Annotated in this window: 12 protein-coding genes and 1 pseudogene; 4 read left to right on the top strand and 9 right to left on the bottom strand. The window is 65.9% G+C overall.

Features of this window, described 5'->3' with window-relative positions; all coding sequences use genetic code 11:
• The first annotated feature begins 19 nt into the window (after positions 1-19).
• Together OZ671_RS06890 and OZ671_RS06885 are read left to right on the top strand one after the other, a co-directional pair.
• Positions 20-184 carry a hypothetical protein gene (locus OZ671_RS06890; protein WP_268860194.1) on the top strand — a complete coding sequence of 55 codons (165 nt, stop codon included), beginning with the start codon at positions 20-22 and terminating at the stop codon, positions 182-184.
• Between the two features lie 86 nt (positions 185-270).
• A protein-coding gene (locus tag OZ671_RS06885) for an IS630 family transposase (protein ID WP_268860056.1) occupies positions 271-1,213 on the top strand; the annotation gives its coding sequence in 2 pieces (ribosomal slippage) (positions 271-606 and positions 608-1,213; 942 coding nt in all).
• Positions 1,214-1,225: 12 nt separating this feature from the next.
• Here OZ671_RS06885 and OZ671_RS06880 read toward each other — a convergent pair.
• The 6 genes and pseudogenes from OZ671_RS06880 to OZ671_RS06855 form a co-directional block, all read right to left on the bottom strand.
• On the bottom strand, positions 1,226-2,926 hold the full coding sequence (locus tag OZ671_RS06880) for a restriction endonuclease (protein WP_268860055.1): 1,701 nt from the start codon (positions 2,924-2,926) through the stop codon (positions 1,226-1,228).
• Positions 2,923-3,570, bottom strand: coding sequence for a hypothetical protein (locus OZ671_RS06875; protein ID WP_268860054.1), 648 nt, complete (start codon positions 3,568-3,570; stop codon positions 2,923-2,925). The genes OZ671_RS06880 and OZ671_RS06875 overlap by 4 nt, the downstream gene beginning before the upstream one ends.
• A gap of 42 nt (positions 3,571-3,612) precedes the next feature.
• Positions 3,613-6,360: a DEAD/DEAH box helicase gene (locus tag OZ671_RS06870; RefSeq protein ID WP_268860053.1), complete on the bottom strand. Its 2,748-nt coding sequence runs from the start codon at positions 6,358-6,360 to the stop codon at positions 3,613-3,615.
• Positions 6,347-7,120 (bottom strand): Hachiman antiphage defense system protein HamA, encoded by a 774-nt coding sequence (locus tag OZ671_RS06865; RefSeq protein ID WP_268860052.1) that lies wholly within the window; start codon positions 7,118-7,120, stop codon positions 6,347-6,349. The genes OZ671_RS06870 and OZ671_RS06865 overlap by 14 nt, the downstream gene beginning before the upstream one ends.
• Positions 7,121-7,197: 77 nt before the next feature.
• Positions 7,198-8,052 carry an exonuclease domain-containing protein gene (locus OZ671_RS06860; RefSeq protein WP_268860051.1) on the bottom strand — a complete coding sequence of 285 codons (855 nt, stop codon included), beginning with the start codon at positions 8,050-8,052 and terminating at the stop codon, positions 7,198-7,200.
• Positions 8,053-8,186: 134 nt separating this feature from the next.
• Positions 8,187-8,410 (bottom strand): annotated as a pseudogene (locus OZ671_RS06855) (glutamine-hydrolyzing GMP synthase); the annotation flags it as partial.
• Positions 8,411-8,536: 126 nt separating this feature from the next.
• Between OZ671_RS06855 and OZ671_RS06850 the strand changes: the two are divergent.
• Positions 8,537-9,346 (top strand): DUF5677 domain-containing protein, encoded by an 810-nt coding sequence (locus OZ671_RS06850; RefSeq protein ID WP_268860050.1) that lies wholly within the window; start codon positions 8,537-8,539, stop codon positions 9,344-9,346.
• Positions 9,347-9,625: 279 nt separating this feature from the next.
• On the opposite strand, the gene guaA is transcribed toward OZ671_RS06850, so the two are convergent.
• On the bottom strand, positions 9,626-11,176 hold the full coding sequence (guaA, locus tag OZ671_RS06845; protein WP_268860049.1) for a glutamine-hydrolyzing GMP synthase: 1,551 nt from the start codon (positions 11,174-11,176) through the stop codon (positions 9,626-9,628).
• 303 nt (positions 11,177-11,479) lie between these two features.
• Entirely contained in the window at positions 11,480-12,784 is a 1,305-nt protein-coding gene (locus OZ671_RS06840; protein WP_268860048.1) for an RsmB/NOP family class I SAM-dependent RNA methyltransferase, read from the bottom strand.
• 196 nt (positions 12,785-12,980) lie between these two features.
• On the opposite strand from OZ671_RS06840, the gene OZ671_RS06835 reads away from it, so the two are divergent.
• The gene (locus OZ671_RS06835) at positions 12,981-13,292 is read left to right on the top strand and encodes a hypothetical protein (protein WP_268860047.1); all 312 of its coding nucleotides are present in this window, start codon (positions 12,981-12,983) and stop codon (positions 13,290-13,292) included.
• Between the two features lie 111 nt (positions 13,293-13,403).
• On the opposite strand, the gene OZ671_RS06830 is transcribed toward OZ671_RS06835, so the two are convergent.
• On the bottom strand, positions 13,404-13,832 hold the full coding sequence (locus OZ671_RS06830; RefSeq protein ID WP_268860046.1) for an MAPEG family protein: 429 nt from the start codon (positions 13,830-13,832) through the stop codon (positions 13,404-13,406).
• Positions 13,833-14,127 lie beyond the last annotated feature (295 nt).

The raw sequence follows: 14,127 nt of genomic DNA, 5'->3' as shown, positions 1-14,127 counted from the left end.
TGAGCAGAACGATGCGATCGTGGCGGATTATTTCGCCATGCTTGGCGATGACAGCGCCCGACGGCCCTACAGCAAGGCTGAACATAACCACCTGCTGCAAGCGGCGATCGATCGGCCCCGCGGCTCCATCGAATACAAACATCAGAACATCAGCGCCGCGCTCAAGGGGCTCGGTGAGGATTAGAGCATGCTGATTTTTAGCGGAATCGGGATTCGCAAATCAGGTGGATCGTGATTCAAGGTTTCTGCTGGGGAAGGCGGTCAGCAGAGATGACGCGACCTTATTCCGAAGACCTGCGTGAGCGGGCTCTTGCGCGGTTCGAGGCGGGGGAGACGATCCGAGCGATCGGAGCTGCGCTGAAGATCAGCCCGTCTTGCGTCTCGAAGTGGGGCAAGCTGAAAGCTGAGACGGGTTCGCTCGAGCACGGCAAGATCGGCGGGCACAAGAAACCGCGCCTGTCGGGGGAGACAGCGGACTGGTTGCGCGAGCGCTGCCGCACTGGCCCGTTCACGACGCGCGGGCTGACGGCCGAACTCATGGCGCGCGGCATCAAGACTGATCGGCGCACCGTGTGGGTGTTCCTGCATGCCGAAGGGCTGAGCTTTAAAAAAAACCGCGCTGGCAGCCGAGCAGACCCGACCTGACATCGCCCGCAAGCGGCAACGTTGGCAGGCCCATCAGGCTCGGATCGACCCTTCGCGCCTTGTCTTCATCGATGAGACCTGGATCAAAACCAACATGGCGCCGCTGCGCGGTTGGGGGCCGAAGGGCCAGCGTTTGCCAGCCCGCACACCACACGGCCATTGGAAGACGCTCACTTTCATCGGCGCGCTCAGGGTCGATCGCGTCGACGCACCCCTCGTCATCGACGGGCCGATCAATGGCGAGCTCTTTACCCTCTATGCCGAACAAGTCCTCGCGCCGACCCTCGCCAAGGGCGATATCGTCATCCTCGACAACCTCGGCAGCCACAAAGGCCTGGCGGCACGGCGCGCCATCAAAAGGATGGGCGCCCATCTCCTCTTCCTGCCGCCCTACAGCCCCGATCTCAATCCGATTGAGCAACTCTTCGCCAAGCTAAAGCACCTCATGCGCAAAGCCGAACCCAGAACCGTCGAGACGACATGGCGCAAGCTCGGCGAACTGCTCGATCTCGTCTCTCCGCAGGAATGCGCAAACTATCTCAAAAATGCTGGCTACGCTTCCGTGTAAACGAAGCGCGCTCTAGGGCTGCTCTTCCACGGTGCCGAGCTGATCGCCGTCGACCAGCTCGATATTAAGCTGTTGGGCGGCGCTGATCGCGCCGGGTGTGAACGCCGAGGTGACGATCAGCAGCGCTCGATCCGCGCCTCGCAGCACCCGTGCGCCCTCAAGCTCCCTCACAACATCCGGTCCGACTGGTCGGGACCAGTGCTTGCATTGCACGGCCCACTGTTCGGCGTTCCCTGCCCGGTCCTTGAAGGCCGTGATGTCGATTCCCTCGTCAGCCGATTTGCGGGAGACTTCGTCGAACCCGTGCCGCCGCAGCCAGCCGCCGCAGTACCGCTCGAACTCGAACCAGGTCAGGCCCGTCAACGCCTGGCCCTTGGATGGGATCGCTTCGAACAACAGCTTGGCGACAGAGCGACTGCGATAGACACGCTCCGTCTCGACGCCCGTCACACTCGTCCCGCGAACCCAGGTCTGACCTTCCGGGGGAATCTGGCCATAGGCCGCCGCCAGGGCCTGCTGCTTCTTCGACGGCTGGTGTCCCTGGGGAAGCTTGCGATAGTGCGCCGCTCGCCAATGCGCAGCTCGGGCCTTTGAATTGGCAGCGCCTTCCAGCACGCTCCCAAGATTGCGCCCGCCGACATAGCGGATGCGCGGCAGATAGATGACGCGCCGCTCTGAGCTTTTCGATCCGGCGATCCTCCCGATCCTGGGAGGTCCAAGCACGCGATCCCGGTCTTCAACGACCCAGAAATCCCGCAACGCCGAGGCGGCCATGGCGACTGCCACGCGGGTCATCGCGACGAAGGAGTCCATGCGGCCATCCGGCCCGGCGCCGGTGTTCGGCACAACCCACGTCTCCTTGGTCGGGAAGAGATAGATCGGCAGGCCACGGCCGTTGCCGTCCAACGCTTCGACCATTACGAAGTTCGGGTTGATCTCGCCGAACACGAGGGCGACGAAAGGCGGGAAGTTCACCTCGACATAGGCGTTCGGCGGCGTGGAGCCTTCGCGCAGCAGCTCCGCCTCTTGGAGCAGGAGCTTGATGGTTTCGTCCAGATCGCCCTTGGGTGGGTCGAACCGCGCCGCCGATCGCAGGTCGTAGGTGTAGCCGATGGAAACTGGCCGTCGTGCGCGGCTCACGTCGTCGAGGAAAAAGGGATTGCTGAACTGCCAGGACCACCAGGCCCAGACGCTCAGCGGGTCGAGGGCTTCGTAGAAGCCACGCCCCTCGATGTTGTGCGGGGCCTTGGGCGAGTCCGGGTCGGTCAGCCAGAGCAGTCGGACCAGATTGAGGCCGTCCCGGCTCGCCGTGCTCCAATCAGTCAGGCTGTCGACGAACAGCCCGAGCCGGATCGATGCAATGTTCGGATCGTGGCGACCCAGGTACTGGAGCACGAACCGCTTGGCGACCTCATAAGGCGACAAGGCGGCGAGTTCGCCATCCAGGTGGCGGATGCAGATCGCCAGCTGACGTCCAGACAGTGTAGTCGGCTCCGAACCCGCCAGCACTGCGCGAAAAGCCTCCGCAGAAGTGGGGACCTCGGCTTTCAGGCCTTCGTAGGACAGGCGATAGATGACCGCCTTCGGCAGCTTGCCGATCTTGTCGATCAGCGGGCCTTCGCTGCCCAGACCATGCGCTTCAAGCTCGCGAAGCATCGACTCATGCGCCGCCCTGACGGCGTCACGTGCGCCTTCGTCCCAGAACTCCCTCACGCGACGGGCTCCCACAACGCTTGGCCTGGGCCGATCCGTTCAACGTGGGCCAGGTTGTCGCCGGCGATGAACGACACCCGGTAGAGCGCGGGATGTTCATCAGCGACCCACCGCTCGAGCCGCACCAGCCGCTTGAAGTCAGGCGTCAACACCCAGGCGAAGAGGGTCATGGGGTCGATTTCGAGGCGGTAGTCCCCGTTCGGTGGGCGGACCTCGCCGGGTTGCAAATGAAGCCGGCGTCGGACGCTCGTCGTGCGCCAGGCCGGCGCCGCAGCGCCAAGAGCATCGGCGTGGAAGCGGCGCCAGAGATCCTGCGTGTCGGCCGTAGGCCAGCCGTCCTGGGCGGTCAGGACCCGGACTTCCTCGCTTTCGAGCCAGAGCTTCATGCCGTCGAGGTCAAAGAAGGCCGCGTCGCCGTCCTGAACGGCGACGATCGCCGCGCGCCGCGACGGCAGGCCCGCGCGGATCAACATGGCCGCCATGAAGTTTGGAACGCCAGTCTCCGCCGCGGCGGCGGCGCCGCCGGCGACGATCTCGGGCTCCCAGCCCTGCGTCACCCGCCGGGTGCGGATAGCCTCCAGAGCCCAGACCAGCTTGTACGCGAAAGCGTCCTCGACGGTTTTCATCCGGTCGGCGCCGATCAAGGCGACGTCCGCACCGCTGACCCATAAGCGAAGGGTCGCCTCTCAACCCGCGGGAAGACCGCCGTCGCGCGCAAACGGCCGAATGGCCAGGAGGCGGCTGGCCAACTGGGCGAGCGTGTCGCCGAGCTGATCGGCGTTCCCTTGGATCGCGGCGAGGTCTGCCTGATCGATGAGAGCAGCCAGTTCGTCCGCAATCCCGTCAAGAACAAGCCCGGAATCCAGGCCGACGCCCATGGCATAGTGACCGCGCCGGGTCTGCGGCGTGGTGTGAGACCAGATCAGGGCGGCGCGGGTCCGCAGCAGGAACCTGTGCCAGTCGGCAAGGTTGGCTTCAGCCCGGGCGATCTGGCGCGCCCACAGGGATCCCGTCAGAGTCTCATCCAGCAGCTGGGGCAGGTCGGCGCTGGCCGCGTCCAGCGCTTCGACCAGACCGAACACCATGGCGTCGAGCTTCTCGACGAGCACCGGCAGGGTGTCCTCGGCCCCTTCGTCGTCCTCGTCGGCGGCGACCGCCTGCTCGGCGTTGCGCCAGGCCACGAGGTTGTTCGCCAGATATTCGTAGGCGTCTGCGCGCTGGAACACCCCCGTCGCCGCCAGCTTATGCATCACCGCGCTGATCACCTGGACGAGCCCGCTTTCCAGCTTGCGCGCGCGCGCCGACACCACGAGCTGTCTCCACTGCTGCAGCCGATAGTCGGCGTTGTCCATGATGACGTGGGCAACCAGGCCCTCAACGTCCACGAACGCACGACCGGCGCGACCGGCGACGTTGGCGAACTCCTCGCCGCTGATCGGTTCGCCGGCGCGGACCAGATAGGGCGCTAGCAGCACCGCCGCGTTGAGATTGAGCCCCTGCGACAAAGTTGGTGAAGCCACGATCACCTTGATGACGCCTTCACCCAGCAGAAGCTCGAGTTCGCGCAGGAACGGGTTCGGCAGCCTGCCATGATGGATCGCCACACCGATGCCCAGCGCCTGGACGGCCAGGTGATCGGCGCCCAGCCATTCGCGGCCGACCTCCAGCGCTCGCGCCAGGGGCGCGGGATCGTCCACGAGAGTTTGCAGATAGCCGCGTCGAACCAGGTTCAGGGCCGCCGTGCCGAAGCCCTCGACCCAGTTGGCTTGGGTCGAGAAGATCAGCGTCCGCTTGCCCTGTGAGGCGAATTTCCACGCCGCCATGATGCTGAGGTCTTTGGCGTCACGCGGATAAGGATTCTTCTCCTTTCCACGCGGTTCCAGACGATCAACGAAGTGGGCCACGAATGGACCCTGCTGCTCCAGATCGAAGCCGAGCCGAGCGGACTGCCCCTGCCAAACCAGCGAGCCGAACCGCTGACGGGTCGGCCTCCAAGTTGACTTCACGGGCCCGCCGGGCGTGTCGCTCCTGATCCAGGCGGTCAGGTCATCGAGCGCTTCGCCTTCGGGCAGAATGGCGGACAGGCAGACGATCCGTCGGTCTGCCGCATCCGCCCGCCGAAGCAGCCGCTGGACGAGGATCTCGTAGCGGATTTCACGCTCGGATGGCCCGATCAGGTGCCCTTCGTCCAAGACGATCAGGCCGACGTCATCGATCAGGCTGGCGTCATTGCGCAGGGCGAAGTCGAGCTTTTCCGGTGTCGCAATCACGATCGACCGCGTGCGAAGCGCGTCTGCATCCCCCTCCGACACGCCGGCGGCGCCGTAAAGCGATGAGACCTTGAAGCCGAGCGGCGCAAAGGTCTTGCGGAATGAGCGTTCCGTCTGCGCCGACAGCGCGCGCAGCGGCGTCACGATCAACACCCGCTTCGCCACCGACAGGGTCATCAGCGCGGCGAGTTCCGCGACGCGGGTCTTGCCGGCGCTCGTCGGCAGCGCCACGACGAGGTCGTCGGTCAAGTCGGTCGCCCGGGCGGCGACCTCCCGCTGGGACGGCCAAAGCTCGACTTCGGCGACCCGCCGGCCGTAGAGGCTCGAGATGAAGAGATCCCGATAGCGCGGATACAGATCGGCGCCGCCTTCAGGAGGCTGGCCAGGCAGCACCCGATGCAGCGAATGGCGCCAAAGGTCTGTGAGCAAGGCCCGGCAGATGCGGATGATCCACCACATCGGAATGTTCGCAGCATCATCGGCCAGCTTCAGGCCCTGGCTCAGGATCGCCAGGGCCGCAGCATGATGCTGCTCCTCGCCGGTCTGGAGCGCGAAGTCGTAGTGGGCCAAACTCCGGCACAGCACGCCATTGAGGATGGTGGCGATCGCATCGTCTGCGCTCAGATCCTCCTCCTGCAGCCCGGCCGTGATCGCGGCGTCGGAATTTTCCTCCGCCCCCAGCCAATCGCGGGTCAGTCGCCGAAGCGCTCGCAGATCGCGAAGGATAAGCAGCGCGAGCGCGTCCTCGCCGACCGTCGTGTTGAGCGAGCCCCGGTGTTCCGAGAACAGGGAGTAGGCGATGGCCGAGTAGCCGGCCAGGTGATACGCGGCGGCCGCCAAGATCCGGTAGAACCCGCGCTCCGCCAGGGCCACGTCACCGTTGCGGACCAGCGCTTCGAAGGCGTTGGCCGCGCGCTCGAATGCGCGCGTGGATAGCTCGGCGCCTTCGCCGATTTCCTTCAGCGCGAGGGCGGCGCGCAGAACCGAAAAGCCATAGTCAGCGAGGTCTAGATCGATGGTGCGGCCGAACGCCGGCGCACCATCTGGGAGGACGCCGTTCTCCCGCATCAACGACCAGGCCGCCCCCCGGGCCAGGAGCTGGCCCCAGATTCCTGGCTGGATCATCTCGCCCAGGAACACCTGGAGTTCGTCAGGCGTCTCCAAGGTCGCCCGCCGCTTCAAAGACCTCGCTGATGAAGTCGTCGTAGTCCGCGATGTGCAGGTTGATCACCGCATGGCTACGGCCGGCCTCGGCCGCATTGTAGTCCGCCAGAAGCGCGGCGATCGGCCCGTTGCCCGACATCGTGAACAGGGCGTGGTCGATCCTATTCCTGGCCAGAGCCTTGCGGCCGACCTCGTTCCGGATACGGCGGCCAAGATCAGCCTGGTTCTCGTCGCCTTCCAAGAGGCGGTTGGCGACAAAAAGCAGAGAGGACGGTGTGCAGCGACCATCATCACGCCGCAACGCCGCGCGCGCCTCGGAGATCGTCGCTCCGCCCAGGGTGCGGCGGCTCTTGGATTCGCCCTTCAGCAGCCAAAGCCCGCCATCGTCGGCGGCGTAGTTCACGCCGATGAAGTCATCGCCGCGCATCGGGACCTCGCGGCCGTCCTTGAACCGCATCCGCCGGACCGGCACCTCGAATTCCAGGCGCTCGACCGTCAACTCCGACGCGAGAATCTCGCCCAGGTCACCAGCCCGCGCCCGAATACCCGTCGGCAGCAGTTCCTTCAGAATCGCCGCCGCGCCTTCGTAGCCCAGTTCCTCGACGTCGTCCGCGATCCGCTCAAGGTCGTCGTAGTGGCTGCGGACGGTCTCCGCGAGTTCATCAATAATCGCTGCACGGCCGCCGGCCTTCTCGACAATGGTGATGTACTGCTTCTGACCGTTCTCCTGGACCGTGGTTTCGCACCACTGGTCAAACATCGGCATCTCCGCCCCCAAAAGTTACAACCTGCAAAACAGCGCTGCAGTGCGTTGCGCCCTCGCCCGAGAGTTCGTTTTCAAACGGCGACTAGCGCGCGGAAATCCGACTCCCGCAGAATGCGGATTGGTTGACCCTTGGCGATCAACCCCTCCGCTTTAACGTGTTTGCTGCTCTTCTCTTGGCCCGGAGCCAGCTTGGCCACGTCCTGATCACCGACGATGAGGAGCGTTGTCTCCTTGTTCACCCCGGCCTCCACCTCGCAACCCGCTTGCGCGGCCAAGTCCGCGGCTTCCCGGCGGGGCATCGAAAGTGCTCCCGTGAAGACGGCCACCTCACCGGCCAACGGCCCGTCGGGATTTCCTGTCCGCGTAATCCTGACGGCAGCGTCAGGATTCAGGGGGCGCATCGCGCGGATCATGCACTCGTCGAGCGTCATGCCGCCTTCCCGCATCGCCCGAACTAGAATTACCCCTGTAACGCGCGCGTCCTCCGCCGCGTCATGGTGGTCGAATTCGATCCCGAATTCTTGGGCGAGGTTGCCGAGGCCATATCCCCGATAAGCGTATTTGGGCCAGACCCGCCGGACGATGCGGGTGGTGTCCAACCAATGGCACATGATCGGCGACAGGCCGCCGCGGAAAGACGCCCGATCGAAGGCAGCTCTATCGAACAATGTGTGGCTGACCACCACTGAGTTCGCGGCGCGTCGGGACAGTTCGGGGAAGACTTCTGCAAAAGTCGGTGCGCCGAAAACGTCTCCTTCGTCGATCCCGTGAATTGAAACGTTTATGGCGTCGAAATGGTCTTGCGGGTCGACCAGTGTCGAGAAGGTGTCGGCTACTTCGCCGTCCTTGAACGCGACCAAACCGATCTGACAGATGCTGCTCAGATCGGCATTGGCCGTCTCAAAGTCGATAGCCAGAAAATCCATGTGCGCCCCCAGGACATACAACCATTGACTGTGTCCTCAGGGAAGCCCCCAGACGCGGCTTCCGGGCTGACGCGGGCAAACTGGTGGCGGCCGACGAAGCTGCCGGGTAGGCCGAGCGCCCTCACCTCGTCCTAGAACCACTCACGCAGCGATTCAACGAGTTGCATGTTCTTGCGCTCCGGCAGTTGGCCGACATTGTAGTGGCTCTTGATGGTGACCGAGGGGCCGCCGATGAAGGATACGCGCTCTCAATCACGTGGGGATAGAGCGTGCCCTGGGCGAGGAAATCGGCTCGCCCGGCGGCTTTCGTCTTGCGCTCGAACATCTCGATGAACGGGCGGCCGATCGTCTCGCGCTTCGCGGCAACCTAGGGTAGCTAAGGGCGCTGAATCGTGCTGAGATTCTAGAATCTGCATTTCACGGGAGTGAGACCCTGTATCCAGAAGACATCTACACCAAGCTTCGCGGCTGGTCGGAGCAGACGTTGTTTCTGCTCCGCGGACTGCTGCCTGAAATGACGCCAGTGGCTCGCCACCCAGGCTGGACAGCCGATCAGCGTCGAACTCTTGGCGATCTTCTGTCTGCCACCGCTAGATCCACCGAGAGCGCGCTGTTGCTGACTGCATATGCTCAGCTCTGGGACGCAGAAATCCTCGTCCGATCTGTGTTCGAAGGTAGTCTAAAAGTCGCATATTTACTACAGTCGCCTTCTTCATTCGAAGAGCGTCATCGGGAATACGGTCACGATCTATTCCGGATAAGCCTTCTGAAAGACCATGCCAAGTACGCTGAGCTGCTCGGTGTCCTACCCTCCGTAAGCGATCCGGGGTGGCGCCCGTTCCGGGAGCGTCTGCTGGCCGAGGAAGAACGCGAGGAGATAGCGACCGCCTATCCGAAGCAAGTAAGGAGCTCCCTGGAGAGCCGGTGGGGCTTCACCGGCCTCATTGGTGGACTGGCCCGAAGCGGCGACCCAATATTCAAGGGCTTCACCGGGTTGGCGACAGGCTATTCGATGGCGAGCCACATCGCTCACGCTGACAGCGTTGGCACTTCAATTGCCATGGAAAGAGACTATCGCTCTGCTGAACGTCGGGACGCAATCAGTCTCGCCCACGGCGTCAGGCTCATGACTGACGTGATGGTGTGCTTTCATATCCGATTGGCGATCGGTTATCGCTTCATTAGCCGCGATCCGGCTCCCGTCGCGCGAGCTACCAAGGCGATGACCGACCTTAAGACGAGCTTCGGAAGGGTGTATGAAGACTGGATGGAGGCGGAATATGGTACCGTCTAGGCTTGCGTTCACTTTCGTTGAATGAGGAGGGTGCCACGTAAGCAAACATTGTTATCGACGGCTTGTCAGGGCGAGTGACTGCTCGCTTAAATCAGATGCGCAGCCTCAATGTCATGAATTGGACTGCAAAGAGAGGCCGTCTTTACGTGCTCGAGATCGGGCACAGATCGCCTCTACGAGCTCCGTGAGGCGATCAAGATACTCAAGAGGATTAGAGGCACACCAGCAGCAGGATCGCAGCGAAATTCGCCGCCGAACCTCCGCTATCGCCGTTCCCCCTCACTCCCACTCGATCGTCCCGGGCGGCTTGCTGGTCACGTCGTACACCACCCGGTTGATCCCCCTCACCTCGTTGATGATCCGCGTCGCGGCCCGGCCGAGGAAATTCATGTCGAAGGGGTAGAAGTCGGCGGTCATGCCGTCGACGGAGGTGACGGCGCGGAGCGCGCAGACGTGGTCGTAGGTGCGGCCGTCGCCCATGACGCCGACGGTCTTCACCGGCAGGAGCACGGCGAAGGCCTGCCAGATGGTGTCGTAGAGGCCGGCCTTGCGGATTTCGTCGAGATAGATGGCGTCGGCCTGGCGCAGGATGTCGAGCTTCTCGCGGGTGATCTCGCCGGGCACGCGGATGGCAAGGCCGGGGCCCGGGAAGGGATGGCGGCCGACGAAGCTTGCCGGCAGGCCGAGCTCGCGGCCGAGCGCGCGCACCTCGTCCTTGAACAGTTCGCGCAAGGGCTCGACGAGCTTCATGTTCATGCGCTCGGGCAGGCCGCCGACATTGTGGTGGCTCTTGATCGTCACCGAGGGCCCGCCGGTGAAGGAGACGCTCTCGATCACGTCGGGATAGAGCGTCCCTTGCGCGAGGAACTCGGCGCCGCCGACGGCTTTCGCCTCCTTCTCGAACACCTCGATGAACAGGCGCCCGATGGTCTTGCGCTTCACCTCCGGGTCGGTGACGCCCGAGAGCGCGCCGAGGAACTCGCCGGAGGCGTCCACATGGACGAGCGGGATGTTGTAGTGGTCGCGGAACAGGCTCACCACCTCCTTCGCCTCGTTCTGGCGCATCAGGCCATGGTCGACGAAGACGCAGGTGAGCTGGTCGCCGATCGCCTCGTGGATCAGCACGGCGGCAACCGAGGAATCGACGCCGCCGGAGAGGCCGCAGATCACCCGGCCGCGGCCGACCTGGGCGCGGATGCGGGCGATCGCCTCCTGGCGGAAGGTGCCCATGGTCCAGTCGCCGCTGGCGCCGGCAATGTTGCGCACGAAATTGCTGATCAGCCTGGCGCCGTCGGGCGTGTGCACCACTTCCGGGTGGAACTGCACGGCGTAATAGTTGCGGCGCTCGTCGGCGATCGCGGCAAACGGCGCGTTCTCGGACGTCGCCACCACCTCGAAGCCTTCGGGGATCTCGGTCACCCGGTCGCCATGGCTCATCCACACCTGGTGGCGGCTGCCCGGCTCCCAGACCCCCTCGAACAGCCTGGTCTTCTTCTTCACGTCGAGGAAGGCGCGGCCGAATTCGCGGTGATGGCCGGCCTCCACCTTGCCACCGAGCTGGGCGGCCATGGTCTGCTCGCCGTAGCAGATGCCGAAGACCGGCAGCCTGTCGTCGAAGATGAGCTGGGGCGCGCGGGGCGAAAAGTCCTCGGTCACCGAGGCCGGGCTGCCGGAGAGGATCACGCCCTTGGGCTTCAGCGCCTTGTAGGCCTTCTCGGCCGACTGGAACGGATGGATCTCGCAATAGACCCCCGCCTCGCGCACACGCCGCGCGATCAGCTGGGTCACCTGGGAGCCGAAATCGATGATGAGGATGGAGTCGTGCGTCATCGACTTCGGTTAAACGCTCGGCCTCGCGCGCGCAAGCCCCTTGGCGCGGTGCGGGGGCGTGGTTCTTGCGATGGTGTTGGGGGATCTGCACGACGCCCGGTCGCGGTTCGAGGGTCGCTTCGCTCCCACCTCACCATGAGGGAGGGAAAAGCACGGCATCAGCGACATTCATGAAGCCGGTCGCTTGGCGCACATCCCATACGCCAGCCGATCTGCAATGCCCTCCGACCCTCATGGTGGGGCGGGAGCCGAAGGCGACCCTCGAACCACGGCCACCCCTGATGCGGGGCCCCTCGCCGCGCCTCAGCCCGCCCGTTCCATCAGCGCGAGATAGAAGCCGTCCGTGCCGGTGCGGCGCGGCGTGAGCTGCAGGCCGAGCCCCGCGGGCGAGACGAGGTCGGCGCGCTCGGAGAGGCTGTCCGGGGCCAGGGCCAGCACGTCGCGCGGCGGCACGGAGCGGAACGCCGCATGGGCCTCCAGGAAGGCGGCGACGCGGTCGTCGTTCTCGGCTGGCAGCACCGAGCAGGTGACATAGGCGATGCGCCCGCCCGGCTTCACCAGCCTCTCGGCGCGGGCCAGCACGAGGTCCTGGTCCTTCATGCGCTCGGCGAGCGCGCCCGGGCGCACGCGCCACTTGGTGTCGGGATTGCGCCGCCAGGTGCCGATGCCGGTGCAGGGCGCGTCGACGAGACAGAGGTCGATCCGGCCGGCAAGGTCGGCGAGCGGCTCGTCGCCGCGGCCCTTCGGCGTGCGCACCTGGACGTTGCGCGCGCCGGCGCGCGCCAGCCGGTCGTGGATCGGCGCAAGGCGCCGGGCATCGGCGTCGGTCGCGTAGATCTGCCCGGAATTGTCCATGAGCGCGGCAAGCTCCAGCGTCTTGCCGCCGCCGCCGGCGCAGAGGTCCACCACCTGCTCGCCGGGCGCCGCGCCGGCCATCAGCGCGACCAGCTGCGAACCCTCGTCCTGGATCTCGAACTGGCCCTTCAGGAATTCCGGCGTCACCTGCAGGGTCGGCCCGCGGCCGTCCTCGCCGGCGGGAAAGCGCAAGGCGGTCGGCGCGTGCGGGGTGATCTCGGCGCCGAGATGGGCGAGCGCCGGCAGCAGGCGCATGCGCTCGGTCTTCAGCGTATTGACGCGGATGTCGATCGGCGCGCGGCCGGCGAGCGCCTGCATCTCGGCGACGAGGCCGGCGCCGAAGGCGCGCTTCAGCTCCGCTTCCAGCCAGTCCGGGAAATCGCCCGCGACAGGCGCCGGCGCGCCGGCGAGGTCGGCGCGCGCCAGCCGGCGCCTCTCCTCGGCCGAGAGCGGCGCGGGCGCGAACCGCTCGCCGCTGCAGAGCGCGGCGATGGCCTCGACATCCATGCCGCGGGCGAGCGCCAGCGCGCCGAGGACGAGCGCGCGCGGGCTCTCGTCCGCCATGACATGGGCGGCCGAGGCACGCCGGCGCAGCGTGTCATAGACGAGGCTGGCGATCGCCGCCCGGTCCTTGGAGCCGGCGAAACGATGGGCCAGGCCCCAGTCCTTCAGCGCATCCGGCGCCGGCCGGCGGCGCGCGCCGATATCGGCGAGAACCTCGATGGCGGCGGTGAGGCGGGCTGCGGGGATCACGGCGGCTCCTTGGGCTCGGACAGGCGGTGCTAACCACCGGCCGCGCCGGAGGGCAAGCGCAAAGGTGCGCTGGCGCACAGCCCCGCGCGCCGATCCGGCTTTTTTTGACGGGGCCTCGAACCTCCAGGCCATGCCGCCCGACTGATGCGCATGGGGTGATGACACCAACCAAGCCCTTCCAGAGGAGAACCTTCAGATGCCCTCGTTCAAGACCCTCGCTCTCGCCGCCGCCGCCGTTGCCGGTCTCGGCCTCGCCGCCGCCTCGCAGGCCGAAGCCCGCCCGTTCGGCGGCCGCCACGGCGGCTTCCACGGCCACGGCCACTTCCATGGCCATGGCCATTTCCACGGCCACCGCCACTTCCACCGCCACGGCCACTGGCGCGGCGGCCCCTGGCTCGGGCTCGGCCTGGTCGGCGGCGCGGTGATCGCGTCCGACTGCTACCGCGTGCGCTGGGTCGACACGCCCTACGGCCTGGTGCGCCGCACCGTGAACGTCTGCGCCTACTGAGCGCCCGACATCAGGGCCCCCGGCCCCTCATGGACCCCGGTCGCAAGGCCGGGGTTCTGTTGTTGGGACGAGCCGTGCCTCGAACCACGGCCAGCCTCGGCGCAAGCCCCCTCACAGTGCGGCGATCAGCACGCCGACAAGCATCAGGACCAGCACGAGCACGCCGAGCGTGAAGATCGGCGCGCGCAGGCGCAGGTCGTTGGAGCCGATATGGATGAAGGAATGGGCGATGCGGCTCGCGACGAACGCCCAGGCGAGGCCGGTCATCACCGGCCCGGTGGCGCCGACATGGATGGCGGCGATCACCAGCACGTAGAACAGGACCGGCGTCTCGAACTGGTTGGAGAAATTGTTGGCCGCCTGGCGCGCCCGCGCCGGAAAGGCCTCGCCCGACAGGGCGATCTCGCCGAGCCGCACCTCGCGCCGGGCCAGCGCCCGGCGGCGGAAAAAGCCCATCACGAACAAGACGACCAGCGTCAGCGCCACCTGCGCCAGCAGCGGCCAGATGAGCGACAGCCCGCCCGGATTCATCAGCCCCATGCCCTCGATCCCCTCACGGCGCGAACCGCCACGCCGCCGCCAAGCCGATCACGCGAACTCACCGCCAGTCAAGCAGAGCTGATTTGACCCTCGGCACCGGCCATGGCCAGACTGGCGGTTCTTTGCACTTTTCCATCAGGCGACCGGGGGCCTTCAGGAGTTCGGATCATGGTCAACAGCATGAAGCACGGTGCGTTTGCGGCAGCGGTCGGGTTCGCGGCGCTGGGCAGCCTGCTCGCCCTGCCCACTGGCCGCGCGGAGGCGGCCGAACGCGCCGGGCAAGGCATCGCCCAGC

It is taken from the genome of Phreatobacter sp. AB_2022a (genome assembly GCF_026847585.1).
GTDB lineage: Bacteria > Pseudomonadota > Alphaproteobacteria > Rhizobiales > Phreatobacteraceae > Phreatobacter.
This window is presented reverse-complemented; position numbering and strand designations above follow the sequence as displayed.

Bases quoted from the DNA above. Each gene is read 5' to 3' on its own strand.
- OZ671_RS06865 (WP_268860052.1), bottom strand. From the start codon at position 7,120: ATGTTTGACCAGTGGTGCGAAACCACGGTCCAGGAGAACGGTCAGAAG.
- OZ671_RS06835 (WP_268860047.1), top strand. From the start codon at position 12,981: ATGCCCTCGTTCAAGACCCTCGCTCTCGCCGCCGCCGCCGTTGCCGGT.
- guaA (WP_268860049.1), bottom strand. From the start codon at position 11,176: ATGACGCACGACTCCATCCTCATCATCGATTTCGGCTCCCAGGTGACC.
- OZ671_RS06860 (WP_268860051.1), bottom strand. From the start codon at position 8,052: ATGGATTTTCTGGCTATCGACTTTGAGACGGCCAATGCCGATCTGAGC.
- OZ671_RS06830 (WP_268860046.1), bottom strand. From the start codon at position 13,832: ATGGGGCTGATGAATCCGGGCGGGCTGTCGCTCATCTGGCCGCTGCTG.